The sequence below is a fragment of the Rhizobium sp. G21 genome, assembly GCF_014158035.1.
GTDB lineage: Bacteria > Pseudomonadota > Alphaproteobacteria > Rhizobiales > Rhizobiaceae > Rhizobium_E.
Window position 1 is genome coordinate 380,911 of record NZ_JACFXW010000001.1, and the last position, 23,019, is coordinate 403,929.

General features: G+C 61.4%; 28 protein-coding genes and 1 pseudogene. 12 read left to right on the top strand and 17 right to left on the bottom strand.

All coding sequences use genetic code 11. The annotated features are described in order from the left end of the window. Nucleotides 1-88: 88 nt before the first annotated feature. A complete protein-coding gene (locus tag H2O14_RS01980) occupies nucleotides 89-574 on the bottom strand; it encodes a cupin domain-containing protein (protein WP_182826311.1) in 486 nt (161 codons plus the stop codon). A 156-nt stretch (nucleotides 575-730) separates the two neighbouring features. After that, entirely contained in the window at nucleotides 731-1,126 is a 396-nt protein-coding gene (locus H2O14_RS01985) for a hypothetical protein (protein ID WP_182829465.1), read from the bottom strand. Between H2O14_RS01985 and H2O14_RS01990 the strand changes: the two genes are divergently transcribed. The 3 genes from H2O14_RS01990 (at nucleotide 1,058) to H2O14_RS02000 (ending at nucleotide 4,389) form a co-directional block, all read left to right on the top strand. Further along, nucleotides 1,058-2,890: an ABC transporter ATP-binding protein gene (locus H2O14_RS01990; RefSeq protein ID WP_182826312.1), complete on the top strand. Its 1,833-nt coding sequence runs from the start codon at nucleotides 1,058-1,060 to the stop codon at nucleotides 2,888-2,890. The genes H2O14_RS01985 and H2O14_RS01990 overlap by 69 nt on opposite strands. Before the next feature lie 64 nt (nucleotides 2,891-2,954). Continuing rightward, nucleotides 2,955-3,230: a PIN-like domain-containing protein gene (locus H2O14_RS01995; RefSeq protein WP_182826313.1), complete on the top strand. Its 276-nt coding sequence runs from the start codon at nucleotides 2,955-2,957 to the stop codon at nucleotides 3,228-3,230. Between the two features lie 229 nt (nucleotides 3,231-3,459). Beyond that, the gene (locus H2O14_RS02000) at nucleotides 3,460-4,389 is read left to right on the top strand and encodes a PIN-like domain-containing protein (RefSeq protein WP_281410003.1); all 930 of its coding nucleotides are present in this window, start codon (nucleotides 3,460-3,462) and stop codon (nucleotides 4,387-4,389) included. Nucleotides 4,390-4,545: 156 nt separating this feature from the next. Here the strand turns inward: H2O14_RS02000 and ilvA are convergent, their stop codons facing one another. The 6 genes from ilvA to coaD form a co-directional block, all read right to left on the bottom strand. After that, on the bottom strand, nucleotides 4,546-5,796 hold the full coding sequence (gene ilvA, locus H2O14_RS02005; RefSeq protein ID WP_182826315.1) for a threonine ammonia-lyase: 1,251 nt from the start codon (nucleotides 5,794-5,796) through the stop codon (nucleotides 4,546-4,548). 115 nt (nucleotides 5,797-5,911) lie between these two features. Continuing rightward, nucleotides 5,912-7,042, bottom strand: a complete 1,131-nt coding sequence (gene tgt / locus H2O14_RS02010; RefSeq protein ID WP_182826316.1) for a tRNA guanosine(34) transglycosylase Tgt — start codon at nucleotides 7,040-7,042, stop codon at nucleotides 5,912-5,914. Next, nucleotides 7,042-8,121 carry a tRNA preQ1(34) S-adenosylmethionine ribosyltransferase-isomerase QueA gene (queA, locus tag H2O14_RS02015; protein WP_182826317.1) on the bottom strand — a complete coding sequence of 360 codons (1,080 nt, stop codon included), beginning with the start codon at nucleotides 8,119-8,121 and terminating at the stop codon, nucleotides 7,042-7,044. The genes tgt and queA overlap by 1 nt, the downstream gene beginning before the upstream one ends. A 69-nt stretch (nucleotides 8,122-8,190) precedes the next feature. Next, nucleotides 8,191-8,706: a peptidylprolyl isomerase gene (locus tag H2O14_RS02020; protein ID WP_182826318.1), complete on the bottom strand. Its 516-nt coding sequence runs from the start codon at nucleotides 8,704-8,706 to the stop codon at nucleotides 8,191-8,193. A gap of 22 nt (nucleotides 8,707-8,728) precedes the next feature. Then, nucleotides 8,729-9,295, bottom strand: a complete 567-nt coding sequence (locus H2O14_RS02025) for a peptidylprolyl isomerase (protein ID WP_182826319.1) — start codon at nucleotides 9,293-9,295, stop codon at nucleotides 8,729-8,731. Between the two features lie 9 nt (nucleotides 9,296-9,304). Then, nucleotides 9,305-9,823 carry a pantetheine-phosphate adenylyltransferase gene (gene coaD / locus H2O14_RS02030; protein WP_182826320.1) on the bottom strand — a complete coding sequence of 173 codons (519 nt, stop codon included), beginning with the start codon at nucleotides 9,821-9,823 and terminating at the stop codon, nucleotides 9,305-9,307. A gap of 253 nt (nucleotides 9,824-10,076) precedes the next feature. Between coaD and H2O14_RS02035 the strand changes: the two genes are divergently transcribed. Next, nucleotides 10,077-10,214 (top strand): hypothetical protein, encoded by a 138-nt coding sequence (locus H2O14_RS02035; RefSeq protein ID WP_182826321.1) that lies wholly within the window; start codon nucleotides 10,077-10,079, stop codon nucleotides 10,212-10,214. Nucleotides 10,215-10,328: 114 nt separating this feature from the next. On the opposite strand, the gene H2O14_RS02040 is transcribed toward H2O14_RS02035, so the two are convergent. The 9 genes and pseudogenes from H2O14_RS02040 to H2O14_RS02065 all read right to left on the bottom strand — a co-directional run bounded on the left by H2O14_RS02040 (nucleotide 10,329) and on the right by H2O14_RS02065 (nucleotide 14,823). Beyond that, on the bottom strand, nucleotides 10,329-10,640 hold the full coding sequence (locus H2O14_RS02040; RefSeq protein WP_182826322.1) for a hypothetical protein: 312 nt from the start codon (nucleotides 10,638-10,640) through the stop codon (nucleotides 10,329-10,331). Further along, nucleotides 10,624-10,812 carry a hypothetical protein gene (locus H2O14_RS27010; protein WP_246697269.1) on the bottom strand — a complete coding sequence of 63 codons (189 nt, stop codon included), beginning with the start codon at nucleotides 10,810-10,812 and terminating at the stop codon, nucleotides 10,624-10,626. The genes H2O14_RS02040 and H2O14_RS27010 overlap by 17 nt, the downstream gene beginning before the upstream one ends. A gap of 7 nt (nucleotides 10,813-10,819) precedes the next feature. Then, nucleotides 10,820-11,698: a hypothetical protein gene (locus H2O14_RS02045; RefSeq protein ID WP_246697270.1), complete on the bottom strand. Its 879-nt coding sequence runs from the start codon at nucleotides 11,696-11,698 to the stop codon at nucleotides 10,820-10,822. Beyond that, nucleotides 11,695-12,102 (bottom strand): hypothetical protein, encoded by a 408-nt coding sequence (locus H2O14_RS02050; RefSeq protein WP_182826323.1) that lies wholly within the window; start codon nucleotides 12,100-12,102, stop codon nucleotides 11,695-11,697. Before H2O14_RS02050 ends, H2O14_RS02045 begins: the two co-directional genes overlap by 4 nt. Next, nucleotides 12,099-13,088: a hypothetical protein gene (locus tag H2O14_RS02055; RefSeq protein WP_246697696.1), complete on the bottom strand. Its 990-nt coding sequence runs from the start codon at nucleotides 13,086-13,088 to the stop codon at nucleotides 12,099-12,101. The genes H2O14_RS02050 and H2O14_RS02055 overlap by 4 nt, the downstream gene beginning before the upstream one ends. A 37-nt stretch (nucleotides 13,089-13,125) precedes the next feature. Then, nucleotides 13,126-13,326: pseudogene (locus H2O14_RS27015) on the bottom strand (FAD-binding oxidoreductase); the annotation flags it as partial. Further along, nucleotides 13,323-13,574 carry a hypothetical protein gene (locus tag H2O14_RS27020; protein WP_246697271.1) on the bottom strand — a complete coding sequence of 84 codons (252 nt, stop codon included), beginning with the start codon at nucleotides 13,572-13,574 and terminating at the stop codon, nucleotides 13,323-13,325. The pseudogene H2O14_RS27015 and the gene H2O14_RS27020, both read right to left, overlap by 4 nt. 149 nt (nucleotides 13,575-13,723) lie before the next feature. After that, nucleotides 13,724-14,080, bottom strand: a complete 357-nt coding sequence (yidD, locus tag H2O14_RS02060) for a membrane protein insertion efficiency factor YidD (protein ID WP_182826324.1) — start codon at nucleotides 14,078-14,080, stop codon at nucleotides 13,724-13,726. Nucleotides 14,081-14,130: 50 nt separating this feature from the next. After that, nucleotides 14,131-14,823 (bottom strand): GntR family transcriptional regulator, encoded by a 693-nt coding sequence (locus H2O14_RS02065; RefSeq protein WP_263822177.1) that lies wholly within the window; start codon nucleotides 14,821-14,823, stop codon nucleotides 14,131-14,133. A gap of 81 nt (nucleotides 14,824-14,904) precedes the next feature. Here H2O14_RS02065 and H2O14_RS02070 point away from each other — a divergent pair, with 81 nt between their 5' ends. From H2O14_RS02070 to H2O14_RS02105, 8 genes are all read left to right on the top strand, one after another. Next, nucleotides 14,905-16,041, top strand: coding sequence for a mandelate racemase/muconate lactonizing enzyme family protein (locus H2O14_RS02070; RefSeq protein WP_182826325.1), 1,137 nt, complete (start codon nucleotides 14,905-14,907; stop codon nucleotides 16,039-16,041). A gap of 58 nt (nucleotides 16,042-16,099) precedes the next feature. After that, nucleotides 16,100-17,362, top strand: a complete 1,263-nt coding sequence (locus tag H2O14_RS02075) for an ABC transporter substrate-binding protein (protein ID WP_182826326.1) — start codon at nucleotides 16,100-16,102, stop codon at nucleotides 17,360-17,362. Nucleotides 17,363-17,417: 55 nt separating this feature from the next. Continuing rightward, nucleotides 17,418-18,155, top strand: coding sequence for a sugar ABC transporter permease (locus H2O14_RS27025; RefSeq protein ID WP_312858535.1), 738 nt, complete (start codon nucleotides 17,418-17,420; stop codon nucleotides 18,153-18,155). 136 nt (nucleotides 18,156-18,291) lie between these two features. Then, nucleotides 18,292-19,125 carry a carbohydrate ABC transporter permease gene (locus tag H2O14_RS02085; protein WP_182826327.1) on the top strand — a complete coding sequence of 278 codons (834 nt, stop codon included), beginning with the start codon at nucleotides 18,292-18,294 and terminating at the stop codon, nucleotides 19,123-19,125. 3 nt (nucleotides 19,126-19,128) lie between these two features. Continuing rightward, nucleotides 19,129-20,190: an ABC transporter ATP-binding protein gene (locus tag H2O14_RS02090; protein ID WP_182826328.1), complete on the top strand. Its 1,062-nt coding sequence runs from the start codon at nucleotides 19,129-19,131 to the stop codon at nucleotides 20,188-20,190. Nucleotide 20,191: 1 nt separating this feature from the next. Then, a complete protein-coding gene (locus H2O14_RS02095; RefSeq protein ID WP_182826329.1) occupies nucleotides 20,192-20,521 on the top strand; it encodes an L-rhamnose mutarotase in 330 nt (109 codons plus the stop codon). 11 nt (nucleotides 20,522-20,532) lie between these two features. After that, nucleotides 20,533-21,525, top strand: coding sequence for an aldo/keto reductase (locus H2O14_RS02100; protein WP_182826330.1), 993 nt, complete (start codon nucleotides 20,533-20,535; stop codon nucleotides 21,523-21,525). Between the two features lie 264 nt (nucleotides 21,526-21,789). Next, nucleotides 21,790-23,010, top strand: coding sequence for a calcium-binding protein (locus H2O14_RS02105; RefSeq protein WP_182826331.1), 1,221 nt, complete (start codon nucleotides 21,790-21,792; stop codon nucleotides 23,008-23,010). The last annotated feature ends 9 nt before the right edge of the window (nucleotides 23,011-23,019 follow it).

Consider the following 23,019-nt stretch of genomic DNA (forward strand, 5'->3'; position numbering starts at 1 on the left):
CGACGCCGGCTGCCGCGGATGCGACCGCTGCATGCCGACATCGCCCGGCTTCATCCGAAACGAACCCGGACGGTGTTCGTCGAGACCGTCACGCCAGAGGCGCGCCGATGATGTCGATCCTGGCGCGGCGGCACGCCTCTGTCAGCGCCTGGATCATGTCCGGCGTCGGCGCTTGTTGCGGCGGCAGGTCCTCGCGGTCGGCCGGTCGGCCCATCTCGATCAGCATGGATTCGAAATCGCCGCCTTTGGTGATGGTCAGGCAACGCGCGCCGAGAATGCTGTCGACCCGGAAGCGGTGTGGAACGCCCTTGGGCGCCGTCAGCGTGTCGCCGGCTCTGGCGATGACGATCTTGCCGCCGACTTCGAAGCGCATCACGCCTTCGAGCACATGGAAATATTCGTCTTCGCTCTGATGAATGTGCAGCGGCGGCGCTTCGCCATGGGGCATCCGGTGTTCGACGATGGACACGCCGTCCTGCGAACCGGACGTCCTGGCGCGAAGCGCGACCAGCGTGTTGCCGAACCAGAACATGTCGTTGTCGATCTCTTGCCGAGCGGCGATCTGCGGGGTCATGAAAAGTCCTCTCTCTCCTGGTAATCCAGCTTCCCTGTGAAGCCGGAGGCTTCCCGCCGGTGGACAATGGCGCCGGCGTCGAAGCGTGAGAAGAGATGTAGCCCGGGGGCCGATGCGGCGCTGTCACGCGGGAAACAGGGCGCGCTAGGCGCCGTTTCAGGCGTGATGACGCCCGATGCGCGCCTGTTGCCGCTTTGTCGCACTCGGCGGACGATACGGATAAATCGATCTCATGGGGTTGGCGGTTGCACCGACGTGGCCTATCGTGGCCTCCTCAATGATCAGCGGGAGGTTCGAAATGATGCATTTTACCCGTTCCGCGATGACGCCGGTCGTATCGGCCTGACGCGTCCCCGGCGCTTTTTCGGCGCCTCGAGGGCTTTGACGCCAACCAAATCCTTCTTGTGACCCCAATTCGCGCTTAGGCGCGAAACAGCGTTTTTCTCTCGTATTTTCAGGAGCCGGCTCCGGTCGGATCATCTCATGGCATTCGGACATACGGCCCGCACCGGCGGCGCCTTTCGCAGTGTTTTCAGTTTTTGTTTCGTTCATTGGCGCCGTCAGCCAGGTCGCGTCGGCTTCATGCTCACGACGGTGTTGCTGTCGACGCTCGCCGATGTCTTCACGCCGTTGTTTTCGGGGCGTCTCGTCGATGCGGTGGTCTCGGGCCGCGCCGATGATCCCGACGCGTGGAACAGCGCCCTCGCCGCTTTCGGCTGGCTGATGGCGCTGTCGATCGGCGCGCTGCTGCTGCGACATGCGACGTTCATGGCGATCATCGGTTTTACGTTGCGCTCGATGAGCGACATCGGCCGCCAGTCGTTCCACCGCATCCAGCGTTTTTCCAGCGATTGGCACGCCGACAGCTTCGCCGGCTCCACCGTGCGCAAGGTCACGCGCGGCATGTGGGCGCTCGATCTCCTCAACGACACGGTGTTCGTGGCGCTGTTTCCCTCGGCCGTCATGTTGGTCGGCACGACGCTGATGATGACCTGGCACTGGCCGCTGATGGGCGGTCTGGTCGGGCTGGGATCGGTGATCTTCGTCGCGTTCACGTCGCTGATGGCGCTGCGCTATGTCGCGCCGATGGCGAGTCTCGCCAATCGCTGGGACACCAAGCTCGGCGGCTCGTTGGCGGACGCCGTGACCTGCAACGCGGTGGTGAAAGCCTATGGCGCGGAAGCGCGCGAAGACCGCCGCCTCGACGGCGTGATCGACAAATGGCGCGACCGCACCGGCCGCACCTGGACGCGCGGCACGCTGAACGGCACGCTGCAGGCCGCCCTGCTCGCGGCTCTCCGCGCCGGCGTGCTCGGCCTCGCTCTGTGGCTCTGGGCCAGCGGCCAGGCCAATGCCGGCGACATCACCTTCGTTTTGACCTCCTTCTTCATCCTGCAGGGATATCTGCGGGAAATCGGCATGCATATCCGCAATCTGCAGCGCTCGGTGAACGACATGGAGGAACTGGTCGCCATTCACGCCCAACCGCTCGGCGTCGTCGATATCGCCGGCGCCAAACCTCTGGCCGTCAGCGCCGGCCGGATCGAGTTCGACCGCGTGAATTTTCACTATGGCAGGCATTCCGCGCCGCTCTATCGTGATTTCTCGGTGACGATCCGCCCTGGCGAACGCGTCGGGCTCGTCGGCCATTCCGGTTCCGGCAAGACCACCTTCGTCAAGCTGATCCAGCGGCTGCATGACGTGACCGGCGGTGAGATCCGCATCGACGGTCAGGACATTTCCAAAGTCGCGCAGGCGTCGCTCCGCCAGCAGATCGCCATCGTCCAGCAGGAGCCGATCCTGTTTCATCGGTCGCTGGCGGAGAATATCGCTTACGCGCGCCCGGAAGCGACGCAGGCCGAGATCGAGGCGGCGGCGCGACTCGCCAGCGCGCATGAGTTCATCTCGGCGCTGTCGCATGGCTATGGCACGCTGGTCGGTGAACGCGGCGTGAAGCTGTCGGGCGGCGAGCGCCAGCGCGTGGCCATCGCCCGCGCCTTCCTCGCCGATGCGCCGATCCTGATCCTCGACGAGGCGACCTCCAGCCTTGATTCAGAGTCGGAGATGCTGATCCAGCAGGCGATGGAGCGGCTGATGCAAGGGCGCACCACGCTGGTGATTGCCCACCGACTGTCGACGGTGCGGGCGCTCGATCGGCTCTTGGTGTTCGATCACGGCCGGATCGTCGAGGAAGGGGATCACGCCAGCCTGGTGCAGCGAAAGAACGGCATCTATCGCGGCCTGTTCGAACGGCAGGCGCTGGAACTGACGAAGGGGATTGTTGTTGCGTATATAAGCCGATCAAACTTAACTTGACTGCGGTATTCGCCTAATACATTGTATGTTTCCTTGTCAAAATCGACACTAGAAGAATGCAATCATGCGCGAGCAATTCAAAGAATTCTATGCTCCGACCGACGAAGAATACAAAGTGCTATGGAATAATGGCATATTTGTTTTGGATGCATCAGTACTCTTGGAACTTTATCGATTGCCAGACGAAAGCCGTAATCAAATTTTGAGCACGCTTGAACAAATTGCGGATCGAATATTTGTACCATATCAAGCGGCGTTAGAGTTTCAGCGCAACCGTATTACCGTTATTGCCAAAGGAATAAAATCAACGGCGGAAGCTTCAAAAAAAAAAAATAAGTGACGCATTAAATTTAGTGAAAGCAACATTTGAGCAATTTAAAATTGAAGAGCGTGGTCTGGATGTCGATGTGTTGCAGATATACTCCTCAATGGAGGCAACGCGAAACGAATTACTCGGCGCAATTGAAAAAAGAGACGCAACACAAAATTGGCTATAATGATCCCATTAGAGACAGAATTGATGCTCTAGTTAATGATAGACTTGGCCCTCCCCTGAGGAGGAGGCAGAGCTGATGGAGCTGATGCGTGATGGGGAAGCCCGGTATGAGAAAGAGGTGCCGCCCGGATTCAAGGATGCAAACAAGGAGAATGCAGCGGACCAAGGAACCTTCAGACATAAGGGGCTGACTTATCAGCGCAAGTTTGGCGATCTGATTTTCTGGAGGCAGACTCTCGCTCATGTGAAGGAAAACGACATAAAAAATGTTGTCTTGATTACAGCCGATCAGAAAGAAGACTGGTGGAAGAAAACGGATGATAACAAAAGGCTTGGCCCTCACCCTGAACTTGTAGATGAGTTTTTTCGAGAAACTGATGCGGCAGGATTTTGGATGTATACCCCGTCCCAATTTTTATTGAATGCAAAAACACAGATTGGAGCTCAAGTGACCGATCAAGCGGTCAGTGAGTTGAGCAAAGTTGAGGATGAGCATAAACAACGTGCGTTGAGTGATTTTAGTGGCTCTTTAGTAAGCTTCAATGCAAAGGAAAACGGATATTCGCAGGGGGCGTTGGAGGCTTTTTTAAGAAGTTACTATGGATTTACTGACCTCGCATTCGGAGACGATTTCCTTGATTTTATAGGGCGGTCGGGAAATGGAAATTATATAGTTGATGTTATTTTTGCCTTTGACGCTGGCGAGGTTGTCGGAGGTTCTAATGTTGCATATAGAACCCGAAGGATTCAGAAATACATGGATGAAAATCCAAGTATTTCTGGGTGCGTTATATTTGTAATGCTATCAAATAATGAGTTTTCGAGGCTGGAGCGCAATGAAACGTTTCAGGAAGTTATATATAATTTACTCGGGGAACTCCGAAAAGATCCTAGGTTTGTTTATATCGTTGCAACCGAGGTGGCTGGAAAGATTGTGCCTATTATCTCGGTTCCAAATAAAAGAATTGGATTACTAGGAAATATGGATGACTTGGTTAAATGAAATTATTGTGATCATAAATTTTGATTGTTATCTGAAAATGTAGCTTTATCTACCGGTAATGTTTATAGTAAAATTTCTGAATATAAATACATCATGATAGGGTTGAAATATTTCTATTAGCATTTTCGAGCTTCAGATTTTAAGCATTTTTTCTAATCAGATGATCAGGTTCGCCACCAGCTCATTGTCGGTGATGTCCTCGAAGCCCAAGCCGGCGGCGTCGAAACGCTCCATCAGCCCGACAAAATTGTCGCGATGGCTGGTTTCGATGCCGATCAGGATCGAGCCGAAATTGCGTGCGGATTTCTTGAGATATTCGAACCGGGCGATGTCGTCGTCGGGACCGAACAGATTGAGCAGATCCTTGAGCGCGCCCGGGCGCTGCGGCAGGCGCAGGATGAAGTATTTCTTCACGCCGGAATAGCGCATCGCCCGTTCCTTGACGTCGGGCAGGCGCTCGAAATCGAAATTGCCGCCGGAGACGACGCAGACCACCGTCTTGCCGGCGAGCGCATCGGCGCCGATCTGTTCGAGCGCGGCGATCGACAGCGCGCCGGCCGGCTCCAGCACCACGCCTTCGACATTCAGCATCTCGATCATCGTGGCGCAGATGGCGTTTTCCGGCATCAGCAGCACCTGGCGCGGATCGAAGTCTTCGAGCGCGGCGAAATTGAGGTCGCCGATGCGGGCCACGGCGGCGCCGTCGACGAAATTGTCGACCTTGGGCAGCGTCAGGATGGCGTGCGCCTCGAGGCTGCGCTTGAGGCTCGGCGCGCCCGAGGGTTCGGCGAACAGGAAGGCTTCGCGCGGCAAGCGGTCACTGAGAAAACCGGTCATCCCGGCCGACAGCCCTCCTCCGCCCACCGGCATGATCACCAGATCGGGAAGCTTGCCCTCCGGCATCTGCTCGACGATTTCGGCGCCCACGGTCGCCTGCCCCTCGATGATGTCCTCATGGTCGAAGGGCGGCACCATATAGCCATTGGTCTGTTCGGCATGGGCGCGGGCGGCGGCGTAGCATTGGTCGAAGAAGTCGCCGATCAAGCGGATCTTGATGAATTCGCCGCCGAACATGCGGGTCTTTTCGATCTTCTGCTGCGGCGTGGTCACCGGCATGAAGACGACGCCCTGGACACCGAAATGCCGGCAGACAAAGGCGAAGCCCTGGGCGTGATTGCCGGCGGAGGCGCAGACGAAGGTGGTGTCGCCCTCGCCGCGCGCGATGACCTTGCGGAAGAAATTGAACGCGCCGCGGATCTTGTAGGACCGCACCGGCGAGAGATCCTCGCGCTTGAGCCAGATCTCGGCGCCGAAACGGCGCGACAGATGATCGTTGAGCTGCAAGGGCGTGGCGGGAAAGAGTTCGCGCATCGCCTCGGTGGCGTTCAATACATGCTCTGGGGTCACTGGCCTGGTCCGGTTGTCTCGCGTTCGGTGTCTATGTCACGCGAATGACGCCCTGAAAAGTCGAAAAACGGCGCATCCGTCCGGATACGCCGTTTTCTTGATTAATGTAGTCAACTTAAACCGGTTCGAGATCGCCCCTCGCCCAGTTCTCCTGCGTCTCGGCCATGAAATCCGCAAAGCGGCCTTCCTCGATCGATTTGCGGATGCCGCTCATCAGGTCCTGATAATAGCTGAGATTGTTCCAGGTCAGCAGCATGCCGCCGAGCGCCTCATTGGAGCGGACGAGATGGTGCAGATAGGCGCGGGAATAATCGCGCGCCGCGGGGCAGGACGATTCCTCGTCCAGCGGCCGCATGTCCTCGGCATGGCGGGCGTTGCGGATATTGACCTTGCCGCGACGGGTGAAAGCGAGGCCGTGGCGGCCCGAGCGGGTCGGCATCACGCAATCGAACATGTCGATGCCGCGCGCCACGGATTTCAGCATGTCGTCGGGCGTTCCGACGCCCATGAGGTAACGCGGCTTCTCAGTGGGCAGATGCGGATTGACCGTCTCGATCATCTCCAGCATCACATGCTGCGGCTCGCCCACGGCGAGCCCGCCGATGGCGTAACCCTTGAGATCGAGCGCCTTCAGCGCTTCGGCGCTCTTGACGCGCAGCGCCGGCTGGTCGCCGCCCTGCACGATGCCGAACATCGCCTTGCCCGGCTGGTTGCCGAAGGCGACCTTGCAACGTTCCGCCCAGCGCACCGACATTTCCATGGCGCGCTCGATTTCCTTGGGCTCGGCCGGCAGCGCCAGGCATTCGTCGAGCTGCATCTGGATATCGGAGTCCAGCAGCCCCTGGATCTCGATGGAGCGTTCCGGCGACATGTGGTGCAGCGAGCCGTCGAGATGGCTCTTGAAGGTCACGCCCTTCTCGTCGAGCTTGCGCAGGCCCGACAGCGACATCACCTGGAAACCGCCGGAATCGGTGAGGATCGGCTGCGGCCAGCGGATCAGCTCATGCAGGCCGCCGAGACGCGCCACGCGCTCCGGACCCGGTCTCAGCATCAGGTGATAGGTGTTGCCGAGGATCACATCGGCGCCGGTGTCGCGCACCTGGTCGAGATACATGGCCTTGACCGTGCCGACGGTGCCGACCGGCATGAAGGCCGGCGTACGGATCGTGCCGCGCGGCATGGTGATTTCGCCGCGCCGCGCCTTGCCGTCGGTCTTGAGAAGCGTGAATTTAAACTCTTCGTGCATCAGTTTTTCCGTGTCAGCAGGCTGGCGTCGCCATAGGAGTAGAAGCGGTAGCCGGTGTCGATGGCGTGCTCATAGGCTTTTCTCATCGTCTCCAAGCCTGAAAAGGCGGAGACGAGCATGAACAGCGTCGAGCGCGGCAGGTGGAAATTGGTCATCAACCGGTCGACGATCTTGAAGCGGTAGCCGGGCGTGATGAAGATGTCGGTCGCGCCAGACCAGGCGGCGATCGAGCCGTCGTCCTTGGCTGCGCTTTCGAGGAGACGCAGCGAGGTGGTGCCGACCGCCACGATCCGGCCGCCTTTGGCGCGCGCGGAGTTCAGCCGGTCGGCGGTCGCCTGGTCGATATGGCCGATCTCGTGATGCATCTTGTGCTCGGTCGTGTCGTCCGCTTTGACCGGCAGAAATGTCCCTGCCCCGACATGCAGCGTCACGAAGGCGCGACCGACGCCCTTCTTGTCGAGCGCGTCGAAAAGTTCCGGCGTGAAGTGAAGCCCCGCGGTCGGAGCCGCCACCGCGCCCTCTTCCCTTGCGTAGATCGTCTGGTAGTCCTTGCGGTCCTGCGCGTCCTCGGGACGCTTGGAGGCGATATAGGGCGGCAACGGAATATGACCGACCGCAGCGATCGCTTCGTCCAAAGCCGGACCGGACAGATCGAAGGTCAGGGTCACCTCCCCCGCCTCGCCTTTTTCAGAGACGACGGCGCCGAGGCTGCCGACCAGGGAAGCATTGTCGCCGTCATGGCCGAATTCGATGCGGTCGCCCTGCTTGATGCGCTTGCCCGGCCGGGCGAACGCTTTCCAGGAAGACGGGCTCACGCGCATATGCAGGGTGGCGGAGACCGAGCCGATATTGTCGCCGCGGACCCGCCGTCCCTCGAGCTGCGCCGGAATGACCTTGGTGTCGTTGAACACCATCACGTCGTCGGGGCCGAGTTGGTCGACGAGATCCTTCACGATCAGGTCCTGAAATCCCTCTCTGGCGGGATCGACGATCAGCAGGCGCGCTGCGTCGCGCGGCTCCGCCGGTCTGAGGGCGATCCGCTCTTCGGGAAGTTCGAAATCAAACAGGTCTACGCGCATAGTCCATCCAAACGAAAACCGCCCCCGCGCATAATCGCGGAGGCGGCCTGTGTCCATCGAAAACGAGAATCAGGCGGCGATGTCGGCCGCGACCTTCATCGAGACGATCTCGTCGGGATCGACCACGGGCTCGCCGCGCTTGATCTGGTCGACGAAGTCCATGCCTTCGATGACCTGGCCCCAGACGGAATACTGCTTGTTGAGCCAGGGGGCGTCGGTGAAGCAGATGAAGAACTGCGAATTGGCCGAGTTCGGGTTCTGCGAACGGGCCATGGAGCAGGTGCCGCGCACGTGGCTGACGGCCGAGAATTCAGCCTTCAGGTCGGGCTTTTCGGAGCCGCCCATGCCGGCGCGGGCCGGATTGAAGGACGCGCCGCCCTTCTTGCCGAACTTCACATCGCCGGTCTGCGCCATGAAATCGGTGATGACGCGGTGGAAGACCACACCGTCATAAGCGCCTTCGCGAGCCAGTTCCTTGATGCGGGCGACGTGACCGGGAGCGACTTCCGGCAGAAGCTGGATGACCACCTTGCCCTTGGTGGTTTCCATCACGATGGTGTTTTCCGGATCCTTGATCTCGGCCATGGGTTTTCTCCTTGTTGAATTCTTACTTACCGACAGTGACCTTGATCATCCGGTCGGGGTCGGTGACCGAGCCGTTGTTGGCGTCGTCGCCGCGCTTGATCTTGTCGACATTCTCCATGCCGCTGACGACCTTGCCGACCACGGTGTACTGGCCGTTGAGAAAGTCGCCCGGCGCGAACATGATGAAGAATTGCGAATTGGCGGAATTGGGGTCCTGCGAACGGGCCATGCCGACGGTGCCGCGTTCGAAGGGAACGTTCGAAAACTCGGCCTGGATGTCCGGAAGGTCCGAACCGCCCATGCCGGCGCGCTGCGGTTCGAAGTTCTTCGTCATATTGCCGAACTGCACATCGCCTGTCTGGGCCATGAAGCCCTCGATGACGCGGTGGAAGGCGACATTGTCGTATTCGCCCTTGGCGGCGAGCGCCTTGATCTGCTCGACATGCTTCGGCGCCACCTCGGGCATCAACTGGATGACCACGGGGCCGTCCTTGAGCTGGATCGTCAATTCGTTCGGGTTGGCGCTTGCCGCGCCGGCGAGGCCGAGAGCGAGCACGAGGCCGGCGGCGAGAGTTTTGAAGAGGTTCATGGGGTCTCCCTATAGATGCTTGTGTTCAGAACGCTCAGGACGCGCGCCGAGCCCGCAGCGCGCAAGGACGGGCCTCGGCACGAACGCGCTGACGTCGCCGCCCATCGCCGCGATCTGCCGGACCAATGTGGCCGTAATCGGTCTGGTCGTCGCGCCCGCCGGAAGAAAGACGGTCTGAATATCCGGCGCCATCTGCCGGTTCATGCCCGCCATCTGCATTTCGTAATCGAGATCGGTGCCGTCGCGCAAACCCCGGATCAGCATTTTGGTTCCATGAGCGCGCGCCGCGTCGACGACCAGATTGTCGAAAGCGACCACTTCGATATCGGCGAGCCGGCCCGGCAAGGTCTCGGTGAGAGACTGCCGGATGAGTTCAGCGCGTTCGTCGAAGGAAAACATCGGCGCCTTGCCAGGATGAACGCCGATCGCGATCACGACCTTCGGGGCGATCGCAAGCGCCTGGATCAGAACGTCCAGATGTCCGTTGGTCAGGGGATCGAAAGAGCCGGGATAGAAGGCCGTGGTCATGTCGCCATCCAGGAGAATATGGGCCGCCTTTTGTCATGGAACTCCGGGGGCGCAACCGGTTTCCGGCCAATTCACGAAACTGAACGCTGGATGAACGGCCTATTCAGGGCGATTTCAGGGGGCGCATGGTTATATCGCCTCAAGTTCGGAGCGACGCAAACACAACAACAAGCGTCCTCCCTGGAAACAGAAGCCGCGCCGACACCGCCCGATCGCGGAAACCGGCGGACGAAGACACGAAAGGACGACGACGATGATGTATCTGACCCTGACGATGATGGCCGGCGTGGTCGCCGTGATGTTTCTGGCGACAGCCATCTCTTCCGTCGTCAATGCCGTGCGCGAAGAGCATGCCACCCGCGCCGCCCTTTCTCGTCGCGCGACGATCTGATCCCGATATTTCGACCTCCTGTTCCGGAAGCCGGTCTCCCCTGTGCCGCGCTTCGACCATCTGGAAAGCCGGACGGCCCCTGCCCGTCCGGCTTTCGGCGTTCATGGTCTCGCCTCATGATGACAGCGCGATGCAGCCGCCGGGACGTTCGGGCAGAATCAACAGCGCGCCTCGCCGGTAGAGCTGTCGCGCCGCCCGCGCGTCGACGCCTTCCAGCCGCGCCTGTCCGCCACTCCAGTCCAGCATCTCAACGCCTTCGGGCAGTTCGTTCGGTTGAAGTCCGCCCGTCAGCACCCGCACCGTCTGCGGCGAGGCGACCGCAACCAGCGTCAGCGGCTGAATCGCCAGAGCGGCCAGGCCGATCGCCGCGACGCCTACGCCATAACCGACGGCGGACGCAAAACGGGCCTCAGTAATCGAAGACATGCTCCACTCCTCTCGCAGCCGTTGCCGGGTAGGCGGAATAGAGCCGGCCGAGTTCGCTGGTCTTGAGGCTCGCAAGAACCCTGTCGCCCTCGAAACCGTCGCGGCCGACACGGGCGATTTCCGTTCCCGGCCCGGCATAGGTTTCACCGGGCGCCAGCAGCACGCTGGCCATGACGTCGTCATTGCCGGCGATCTCGATGAAGCGCCCGCTTGGCTGTCACGGCGGCGATGATCCTGGTGAAGGCGTCGTATCGGTCCGTCTCGATGATCACGCCGGCCGTCGTGTCGGCGATGATGCGGACGCCCTCGATCGAGGCCAATTCGTTGGTCGGCATGTCGCCGACCAGTGACCTGATGGTGAGCTTGGCTTCGCCGGTCGCAGCGACGCCCGCGGCGATGGCCTGGGCATAGGCGATCTTGGCGCTCCATTCGCCGCCCAGCGCCAGCCGGCGCTCCCAGCCGCGCAGCACGTCCGTCATGGGAGCCGCGTCGAGCATGTCGCGCCACCGGCCGAAATCGAACTTGTACCAAGGCGTCTGGCGCAGAAAGGCGGCATAGGCGCCGGCCATGTCGCGGGCGACGAGATCCTGCTGCGTCTTCTCCGCGCCTCTGACGGCGGCGAACAGCCGTCCCACCGTCTCCTCATAGGCGGCCTTCATCAGCATTTCCAAAGTGAAGCTGACGCCGATCGTGTGGACCATCAACCTCGTCGCGCCGTCCGCGCCGCCATGGGCGTCGGCGTAACGCATCATCTGGCAGGTCGAGGACCAGAATCCGGCGATGGAATCGAGATAGCCGAAAGCGTATTCGTCCGTCGTCTTGAGCGTTTCCGCAAGGCCGTCATAGGCGTAGACGATGTGCCATTCGGGATAGGTGAGATAGGTGTTGGCCTCGGCCCGCCAGAAGGCGGGATCGCTCATTTTCGGATCGGTCCGCGCCGCGCCGATCTTGCCCCGGCAGAAGGTTTCGACATAACCGACCGGCGCGAGCAAAAGGATGACGGCGATGGCCAGCGCGGCGAAAAGGCAAGCCAGTCCTTTCAGCGCTTTGCGGATCATCGCGCGTCTCGCGAAAACATGACGCTGGCCGCGATCGCGCCGCCGCCAAGCGTCAGGTGAGGCAGATTTGCGAGGATCTTGAAGGTCAGCGGCAGATCCTGAACGCCGTAATGGACGATGCCGAGATCGAGATAACCGGAACCGGTGGCGAGGCCCAGCGCGCCATCGGCAAAGTAGAGAATGCCGAAGCTGCGCAGGAAGAATTTCGAAGCGCGCGCGCCCGCCAGCGAGGACGCGCCGGCCCAGAGCGCCGACGCGAGATGCAGCGCGTCGTCATAGATGTCGAGCGCGAAGATCCCGAAGACTTTTCCCTCCGGCGTCGGGATGAAGGGCAGGTAATTGAGCAGCGCCACCGCCAGCAGGATGAGAAAATAGAGTGTCGAAGTCAGTCTCAGGCGGTTCATGGCGTCCTCACAGCTTGCTGAAATAGCGGTCCCACATCAGATTGCGAAAGATCAGCCGGGGATCGAGGCTGCGCTTGAAGGCGACGAAGTCGGCGGCGCGCGGATAGCTTCGCGTCAGCTGATCGAGCGACGCATGCGGCCGGTACGGCAGGTAATAGGAGCCGCCGATCTCCAGCACGCGCTCGATCAGCTGATGCGTCATGCGCCGCATGTCTTCCTCGCCGCGTCGGCTCATTTCCTGCGAGAACCATGACGGAGGCGATGCGCGGCTCCGGCGCGTAGGCGAGCACGCTCTCCGTATCGGCCGCGACGTAACGCACCGTGACATTCAGAAGCTGCTGGTAGGAGGCCGGAATGACCGCCCGGCAGGCCTCGACGAAATCGGCGAAGCGATCCGGCGGCACGAAATATTCGTGCAGAATGTCGGTCCGGCTGGGATCGCCGTCGTCGAGCGTGATGACCGGCTCGTTCATGAGATTGTTGCGCGTCGTCACGCCCGTGAAGGACGGTCCGAGCGTTTCCTCGGTCCACCATCTGAACTGCTTCGACCTTTCCGATTCCGTCTGCATGCGGAAGATCTTCGCCGAGATCGCGCTGACGATGCCGGATCCTTCGGCGGCCGGCAGATCGCTCTGGTCTTCGGTCGGCCGGAAGGTGATCAGCAGACCGTCGTTGAAAAAATTGTCGATCGATACGTCGAGGCGTCCATAGGCCATCTCGACCGAACGGTCGGCGGCCAACGTTTCCGCGAAACGCTGGCCGAGTTGGCGGCCCGCAACGGGTTCGAAGCGCGGCTCGAGCCGCATATTGGGGACCATGTCGAGCTCGAGTTCGAGAATGACGCCGAACAAGCCGTAGCCGCCCATCGCGTGGCGGAAAACATCGGCGTTCTCCGAGCGCGAGCAGGTGCGGATGACGCCGTCGGGAAACATCATCTTGAGCGACCGCACCGGCGCCGCAGCCGGGATGGGCAACCGGCCAGCCATGTGCATTGACCGAGAAGGTGCTGGCCACGCCGAAATCATTGTTGGATTGCATGATCTTCGGGGAAAAGCCGATTTTGTCGAGTTCCCGGATCACCGTTTGCCAGCGGGTCCCTGCCCCTACGCGATAGGTGCGGGCGCTGACATTCGGCTCGATCCAGCTCTGGACCAGAGACAGGGCGATCCCTTTGTCCGGGATGCTCTGCCCGCCCATGGAATGCCGCGCGGTGCTGGCGATCATCGGATAGGTCTTGTCGCCCGCGCTCGCACCAGGTCACGCAACTGGTGGACGAAGGCGCCGTCGATGCGGGCGTTGAATTGCAACAGCTTGGTGATCTCGGTCGGCTCCAGCTGGCTGGCGTCGTTGAGAACATTGCCTTTGGCGGAGAGGAAACTGTCGAAAGCCGGAAAAGTAGGCCCCCGCGGAGCCGAACCGCTCGCCGCGCGCCACAGCCCCATGCCGGCGAGCCCGGCGCCCGCACCCAGCAAAAACCCTCTCTTCGTCGTTTTCGCCATCTTTCGCCCACTCCATCCGATTCGTTCCGCGGATGATGATCACGGAACGGTTGACGATGGGCAAATATTCATGAAAGGGCGGCCAATATTCGCGTCCGAAACGCTTGGGCCGTGCAAGAATGTCACCCCCTTCGCCAGTAGCTCCATGGTAGATACCAGCGCATGGCGGGCGTCAATTCTTGCGGAACCGGATCGACGCCCCAAGTGCCGCCCGGGCCGCATCGCGCGACGCGGAAAAGGGTGAGGAAGCCGCCGGCCCAGAGCCCGTGCCGGGCGACGGCCTCGTAGCCGAATTCCGAACACGTCGGCATGTGGCGGCAGGAATTGCCGATCAGGCTCGACAGCGTCAATTGATAGAGCCGGATGACGCCCATGCCGAAAAGCCTGCCCGGCGTCTTGCGAAACGGTCCATGCCAGTTGCGGCCACGGCGCGGACGCTCCTCGTCGTCGTCATCGAGATTGTCACAGTGCCGGCACATGCTGAGCCCCTTTCCGCCGCGATGTGGGGACGATACTGGCGCGGAGCAAGTCAGATCAGGCCGAGATTGCGGCTCATCGCCGCCTGAAAATGCGCGTCCAGCGCCTGTTCGGCCTTGTCCGCATCGCGCGCCCGGCAGGCTTCGATGATCTCGACATGCTCCTTCAGCGTCCGAAGCGCCACAGGCGCGGTCAGTTTGCGGTCGAGCCGCAGTAGCCGGAGATAATTGTGCATGCGGCGGTAGCTGCTGTCGATCAGCGGATTGCGGAACACGCCGATGACGGCGTTGTGCAGCATCTGCTCGAGAGCTTCCATTTCAATGAGTTCGGCGGCGCCGAGGCCTTCGGTCCCGATCGCCATCATCAGCCGCAGATGACGCTCCAGCATGGCGGTCACCAGAGCCTCGTCGCCCTGCTCGGCGAAAACCCGGATCGCAGCCTTTTCGATGATCGAACGGAATTGGTAGGTCGAGCGCGTCAGCTCCAGGCCGGGACGGACGAACTGGATGCCCGAGCGGGGATGGATGGTGAGGATGCCCTCCGCCTCCAGCACCCTCAACGCATCGCGCAGCGGCGCGACGGGCACGTCGACCAGATCGGACAATTCGCCTTGGGAAACGAAGGCGCCGGCCTGCACCTTGCGATCGAACAGTGCTTCGAGAATCCGTTCATAAGCGATGTCGCTCATGCGCTGGGCGCTGCCGTTTTCTTCCACCGGGTCTAGGTTTTTTGTTTTTCGGGCCACTTGCACGCCATCCTGTTTTGCCATATCAGATACGGCAACTGATAGATCAGTTCAACGATTTAATCGATCAGAGATTAGTTCATGACGCTTGTGGCCTTTCGCATCACCCGTTTTCAATTCGCCCGCGACCGCGTGATCGGCGACAGCCAGGTGCGGGCGGACGATGCTAATGTAGCAGCCCTCGAACTGATCTCCAAAAGCGGCGCGGTCGGTCTCGGCTTTATCCAGACCCTTTTTACGCCGCTTCCGGGCGAAGAGGAAATTTCCCGCGTCTTCGCGAGCGAAATCTGGCCGGTCATCGAAGGCCAGCCGGCGATCGCGCTGGCGCATCGGCAGAGCCGCCCGCGCGGCGGGAATCAGCGCGCCTTCTCTCTTCCGTTTCATGAAGCGCTGCAGGTGGCGCTCTGGGATCTCGCCGCCAAGGAAGCGGGCCTGCCGCTGCACAGGTTGCTCGGCGGCCGCCGCGACCGGGTGAAAGCTTACGCGAGCGGCCTCGACTATCACCTCTCCGACGACCAGTTTCAGTCGCTCTTCGCTTACGCCGCCTCGATCGGCTACCGCGCCTTCAAGATCAAGGTCGGTCATCCCGATTTCGAACGCGACCTGAATCGCATGAGGCTGCTGAAGGCCGTCGTTCCGGCAGGATCGGACATCATGATCGACGCCAACGAGGCCTGGAGCGCCAAGGAAGCGTTGATGAAGATCGAGTGGATTCAGAAGGACGGCCACGATCTGCTCTGGGTCGAAGATCCTATCCTGCGCAGCGATTTCGACGGCCTCAGGCTGTTGCGCCGCTCGGCTTCGCGCACCCAGATCAACACCGGCGAATATCTCGACCTCACCGGCAAGCGGCTACTTCTGGAAGCCGAGGCCGCCGACATGATCAATGTCCACGGCCAGGTCGGCGATGTCATGAAGATAGGCTGGCTGGCGGCCGAAAAGGCTGTGCCCGTCAGTCTTGGCAACACCTTTCTCGAGGTCGGCGTGCACATGGCCTGCGCCCTGCCCGAGGTCGAATGGCTCGAATATTCGTTCCAGAATTTCGATCATCTGGTCGACGAACCGGTGCGGATCGAGAATGGTTGGGCTTACGCGCCGGAGAGACCGGGCCATGGTCTCGTGCTCTCCGAAACAGCGCGGCGCGACTGGGCGCGGCCGTCGCTTCTGGCGCGGCAGGATCTCGGGCCGGCGCCGGCCAACCCCAGACTGCCGATTTGAATGCAATGACGTCATGCCGGCGCGGGAGGCGCGGCATCATCCTTGGGAGGAACTCGACATGCTGAAGACAATCAAGGCGCTTATGATGGGCGCGTCGCTGGCGGTGATCGCCGGCCACGCGCTCTCCGCCGAACTGACGGTGTGGGACTGGAAGTCCGGCGACCCCGCCACCGCGAGCTATTACCAGAAGGCCAAGGAGCTTTTCGAGGCCAAGCATCCGGATGTGACGGTCAATTACGTCATGCAGCCCAACGATCAGTATTACACGCTGCTCGGCACGGCGCTGTCGTCGAATTCAGGCCCGGACCTCTTCCTGATGAATGGCGGCGCGCAGGCCAAGGCCCGCTTCCCCGCTCTCGTCAAGCTCGACGACAAGGTGGCCGACATCAAGGCCGATCTGGTCGGTTGGGAAGAGTTCTCCGACGCGAGCGGCGTCTACGCCATCCCGCTCTCCATCCAGGGCTTCGTGGTCTATTACAACAAGAAGCTCTATCAGGACGCCGGCCTCGATCCCGCCAATCCTCCCAAGACCTGGGCCGATCTCTCCAAGATGTGCGAAGCCATCAAGACCAAGGGCGAAGTTCCCTGCTTCGCGATGGGCAACAAGGAAGGCTTCGGCATCGAATTCTGGTTCTCGGCGCTCGCCGCCACGCAGTGGACGGCGCTGGAGCAGGCCGATTTCGCGGCAGGCAAGGTCAAATGGTCGAGCGAGCCGGTGAAATCCATCCTGCAGGCCTGGGTCGACGCCAACAAGTCCGGCTGGTTCCCGCAGGGCGCCAATTCCACCTCCAAGTTCATGGACGAATATGAAGGCTTCATGCGCGGCGAAGCGGCGAACACCATCGGCCTGATCTCCGACGTCGCCCATTGGAAGCAGTTCGACGAGTTTCTGGGCCCCGAAAACGACGGCGTCTACATCATGCCCTCGCCCAAGGTCGCCTCGGACAAGACCGAGGGGCAGCCGAAATTCCCGCTGTCCGGCGGCATCGGCTATGGCGTCAACAAGGCCTCGCCCAATGTCGATCTCGCTCTGGAGTTCGCCAAGGTTCTCGCGTCAGCCGAGCCGGCGCAAATCTTCTTCAACGACGCCGGCGCGATTTCGTCCAACTCCAAGATCGACACCAAGGGTGTAAAAAGCCCGGCCGGTCTCGAAATCCTCGGCTGGATGGCCTCGTCGGGCGCTCCGACCGCCCACACCAATTCCTCCGCCAAGGAGCTCGAGGAAATCCATCGCGTCAGCCAGCTTCTCTTGAATGGCGAGACGACGGTGGATGAAGCAGCGGCCCGGATGGACGCCGTGCAGGCCGAGGCGCACAAATAAGCAGGACATTCGCGCCGGGGCGACCCCGGCGCCCGCATTGCAAGGGACGACACGCGTGGGCAGCGCCACAGAACGACGCATCGCTTATCTGTTCATCGCGCCGGCGATTCTGCTGGTCGCGCTGTTCAGGATTTTTCCGCTCATCTGGGGCTTCGTCCTGTCGTTCTTCGACACCGACGGCATGTCGACCTTCACCTTTGTCGGCGTCGACAATTATGTCGCCATCGCCTCCGATAGCGCCTTTCGCGACAGCGTCGAAAACACCCTTATCCTGATCGCCACTCTCCCTGTCTGGGTGGCGCTGCCGATGGTGCTCGCCATCCTCATCCATCAGGGCGTGCCGGGCGGCCGGTTCTTCCGCGCCGTCTATTTCCTGCCCGCCGTGCTGTCCTCCGTCATCGTCGGCTCGATCTTCAACATGGTGCTGCGCTATGACGGCAGCCTTAACGCCATGCTGAAAGCGGTCGGCCTTATCCCGGTCGATTGGCTCGGCTCGGGCTGGACGGCGCTGTTCTGCCTGTTCGCCGTGCAGCTCTGGTCGACCTTCGGCATGAGCCTGCTGATCTTCATGGCCGGCCTCTCCACCGTGCCCAAGGAACTCGTCGAAGCCGCTCGCCTCGATGGGGCAAAGCCGCTGCAGGTCTGGATCCACGTTATCATTCCGGCGCTGAAGCCGATCATCGAATTCGTCGGCGTCGTCACCACCATCGGTGCGCTGACCTCGATGTTCGGCCTCATCTATGTGCTGACCGCCGGGGGCCGGGCACGTCGACCGCGCTGCCGGAATTCCTGATCTGGCTGGAACAGGGCAAGATGAACCGTCCGGGTTATGCGGCGGCGATCTCCATGCTGCTGTTCTCGCTGATGGCGGGCCTCGCTTATATCCAGATCAAGATCATGTCCAAGAACGCCAACCTCTGAGGATCGCCATGGCCATTTCCGGAAAACGCGAAAAGACGCTGCTCCGGCTCGCGTCGATCCCGATGTGGGCCCTGGCGCTGACCTGCCTCTACCCGATCTATTTCGCCGTCAACAATGCGCTGAAAACCGACAAGGGCTATATTCTCAACCGCTTCTCGCTGGTCGACGATCCGACCTTCGTCAATTTCGTCAATGCGTGGAACCGGTCGAAGCTGTCCGAATACTTCCTCAATTCCGTCGTCACCACATTCGGCGCGGTGGCGCTGCTGCTGCTCGTCTCATCGCTCGCCGGCTTCGCCTTCGCCATGCTGCGCTTTCCCTATCGGAAACTGCTGTTCATGGTCGTGCTGGCCTCGCTGATGATCCCGGTGCAGGTGGTGCTGGTGCCGTTCTACCGCACCATCGTCGCGCTCGATCTGGTCAACACGCGCATCGGCCTGATCATCTCCTACACGGCTTTCTTCCTGCCGTTCTGCGTCTATCTGATGACCGCCTTCTATTCCGGCCTGCCGCGGGAATTGGTCGAGGCAGCGCGGATGGATGGCGCGAAACTCCTGCAGATCTGGTGGCATGTGATGCTGCCGCTCGGCCGTCCGGCGCTGATCACGCTCGGCATTCTCAATACGCTCTATTGCTGGAACGACGTGCTGATCTCGCTGCTCGTGCTGCAGAAGGAGCGGACGCTGATGGTCGGCATCGCGGCGCTGAAGGGCGAATACACCACCAATGTGCCGCTGCTGATGGCCGGCATCGTCATCGCCGCCGCCCCCATCGTTCTCATCTACCTCATTTTCCAGCGGCGCATCGTCAATGGCATCGCCACCGGCGCCGTGAAGGGTTGAACCATGCATCAGATCGAACTCGCCAACGTCACCAAGTCCTATGGCGCGGCTCACGTCATCCACGGCGTGTCCATGCAGATCGAGCGGGGCGAATTCACCGTCTTCGTCGGCCCGTCCGGCTGCGGCAAATCCACTCTGCTGCGCATGATCGCCGGGCTCGAGGAGATCACCGGCGGCGACCTGTTCATCGGCGGCGTCAGGATGAACGATACCGAGCCGTCCGAGCGCGGCGTCGCCATGGTCTTCCAGTCCTATGCGCTCTATCCGCATATGACGGTGGCCGAGAACATGAGTTTCGGCCTGCGCATGGCCAAAGCGCCGAAGGCGGAGATCGAGGAGAAGGTGGCGCGCGCCGCCAGCATCCTGCAACTGACGCCGTTGCTCGACCGCAAGCCCGCGGCGCTTTCCGGCGGCCAGCGCCAGCGCGTCGCCATCGGCCGGGCGATCGTGCGCAATCCCGATGTCTTCCTGTTCGACGAGCCTCTCTCCAATCTCGATGCGGAACTGCGCGTGCAGACGCGGGTGGAGATCGCCAAGCTGCATCAGACGCTCAAGAACACCATCATCTATGTCACCCACGACCAGACGGAAGCGATGACGCTCGCCGACAAGATCGTCGTGCTGCGCGCCGGCCGCGTCGAGCAGATCGGCTCGCCGGTGGCGCTCTATGAGGACCCCGACAACGCCTTCGTCGCCGGCTTCATCGGCTCGCCGCGGATGAATTTCCTGCAGGCGACGGTGTCGGCTGACGGCCAACGCCTCGAATTCGCCGCCATCTCCATGCCCTGCCCCGCTCTGTCGACGCCGCTTGCGCCGTCGTCGAAATTGCTGATCGGCCTGAGGCCGGAACATCTCGACGAGGGCGACGGCGTCGCATTTCCGGCGCAGGCGGATGTGGTCGAGCATCTCGGCGCCACCGCCTATGTGCACGCCGCGCTGCCGGACGGCGCCATCGTCGTGGCGGAAAAGCGCAAGACGGCAGCCCGCGTCGGCGACGCGATCGACATGCGCTTCGACCCGGCCAACGCCCGCTATTTCACCCTCGACGGCGCCCGGATCCGCTGACATGGCCAAGATGGGCATGGCCATCCGGCTGAAGCCGGAGATGGTGCAGACCTACAAGCAGCTTCACGCCCAGCCCTGGCCGGAGATGGACGCCGCGCTGAAAGCCGCCCATATTCGCGACTACTCCATCTTTCTCAAGGAGCCGGAGAACATTCTGTTCGGCGTCTGGGTTTACGTCGGAGACGACTTCGAAGGCGACATGAAACGGCTGGGCGATCTGGATGTCACCAGGCGATGGCTCGCCCTTACCGACGCCTGCCAAACGCCGTTCGACACGGCTGCGCCGGGCGAATGGTGGTCGTTTCTGCCCTGCGTCTATCATCTCGATTGAAAGGATACGCCATGAAGACCCGCCGCGTCGGAAAGACCTCGCTCCAGATCTCGGAAATCGGTTTCGGTTGCGCGCCGCTCGCGGGCCTTTACCGGCCCTGCTCGGATGAGCAGGCGCGCGAGGTGCTGCAGACCGCTTGGGACGCCGGCATTCGCTATTTCGATACCGCGCCGCATTACGGCGCGGGCCTGTCGGAAGAGCGCCTTGGCAAATTCCTCTCCGACAAGACGCGATCGGACGTCGTGATTTCCACCAAGGTCGGTCGCCTGTTCACCCCGGTCCCGCGAGAGGAAGCGCCGGATTACGGCTTCGTCGACGCCAATCCAGCCGTCATGCGCTACGACTACAGCCGCGACGGCATCCTTCGCAGCCTGGAGGAAAGCGGCAAGCGCATGGGCGTCGACCGCTTCGACGTCGTCTTCGTCCACGATATCGGCCCCTATACCCATCAGGAGCCGGAGAACTCCAGACATCTCGACGACTTCCGCCGCAGCGGCGGCGCAGCGCTGGAAGAGTTGAAGGCGCAGGGCGTGATCGACGCCTGGGGCGTCGGCGTCAACGAGACGGCGATTTGTATCGATCTGATGGGTGATTTCGACATCGACGTCATCCTGCTCGCAGGACGCTACACGCTGCTCGACCGATCTGCGGAGCGCGATCTCTTGCCGCTTTGCCGTAAGCGCGGCACGTCGCTCGTCATCGGCGGCGTGTTCAATTCCGGCATTCTGGCCACAGGCCCCTCGCCAGACGCGACCTTCGACTATGCGCCGGCCTCCGACGACATCCAAACCCGGGTCGGCGGCATGAAAGCGCTGGCCGAACGGCAGGGATTTGATCTGGCCACACTGGCGCTTCGATTCCCGCTGGCGGAATCATGCGTCGCGAGCGTGCTCATCGGCACCGCCAAATCGGCGAGTCTGATGCGGAATCTGCAAAGCCTGGATCGCGTGATCGGTCCGGAAGCCTATGCAGACTATGACACTTTCAGCCTGCGACCCTTCTGAGAGGGAAATGCTGATAAAAAATGTCATATTTAATGACGTCCAAGCCGTCGTAGATGTTGACTGAAATATTCATGTTTACTAGAACCACCGCCGGAGCCGCCGAGGGGTTGCTCCCGCGGCCTTTGCAGAGCGCGATCACGCGCTGAGATCCGCGCTTCACCCACACAAAAAGAGATTGAGCGGCCCGGCCATGCCGGCGCGCCGCCCCGATTCCCGCGCGCCGTCCGCGGACGGGGCGCTTTGTGGACGTGCAAGGAGAGAAAAATGGCAGACATGATCACCATCGATGCGAGCGCAATGTCCTCGATCGACTACAAGCAATTTATCTATGACTACTTCGCGACCACGGCGGTGGGCTCCACGGCCGGCGCATCCACCTATTACGGCGGCACGTATCAATCGCCCTACGGCTATTTCAACGGTTCTCAGGTGGGCTTCCGCTATGCGGGGACCGACAACGACGCGCAGGTGGTGATCGAAGGCGCCGACCTCGCTTATGATGGACTGCTCGGCCCAAGCTATGGCCACGGCATTTCCGGCTCCGTCTCGTCGATCTCTCTCGGCTCCTATGATGAAGGCACCACCTATACGCAGGACGACACGGCGGGAGTCCGCGGCGAACTCACCGGCGTTTTGCAGGGACTGGTGATCTCCGGGCTCGACTATTCCGCCGCAATCGGCGCCGGCACCGGTGAAGACAATCTCGTCTATCAGATCTACAACGCTTTGCGGAAGGCGAACTCGGTGCTCGACTTCGACGGCGACGGCGACAGCGGCTACGAATATATCGACTATCTCTACGACCTTCTCGACAACCAGGCCCAGCACTTCGTCGGCTCGGCCGGCGCCGACACCTATACCGGCACCGACTTCGCCGACCAGATCGACGGCAATAACGGCAACGATATCCTCAACGGCGGGGCCGGAGCGGACGTGATCGCCGGCGGCCTCGGCGGCGATGTGATGGATGGCGGCGACGGCGCCGACAAGCTCGACGGCGGCGCAGGCAACGACACGCTCGCCGGCAGCGCCGGCAACGACACATTGAGTGGCGGCAGCGGCAAGGACACCCTGTCGGGAGGCGAGGGACGCGACGTTCTCATCGGAGGCGGTTGGGCCGACATTCTCAACGGCGGCGCTGGCATCGATACGCTCACCGGCAATTCCGGGGCCGACACCTTCGTCTTCGCGCTCGGCGACAGTTCCGCAAACCGCGCCAGAGCAGACACGATCACCGACCTGAACGGCAAGCAGGGCGACGTGATCGATCTCAGCGGCATCGACGCCAACGAGACGAAGAAGGGCGATCAGGCCTTCTCCTTCATCGGCGACGATGCGTTTTCCGGCCATGCGGGTGAATTGCGCGCTTACACGTTTAAGGACGAACGCTATGTCGCCTTCGACAATGACGGCGACAGCAAGGCGGATTTCACGATCCATATCGACCGCAACGTCAACTTCAGGGCCGAGTTGTTCGACCTCTGAGCGGATCTC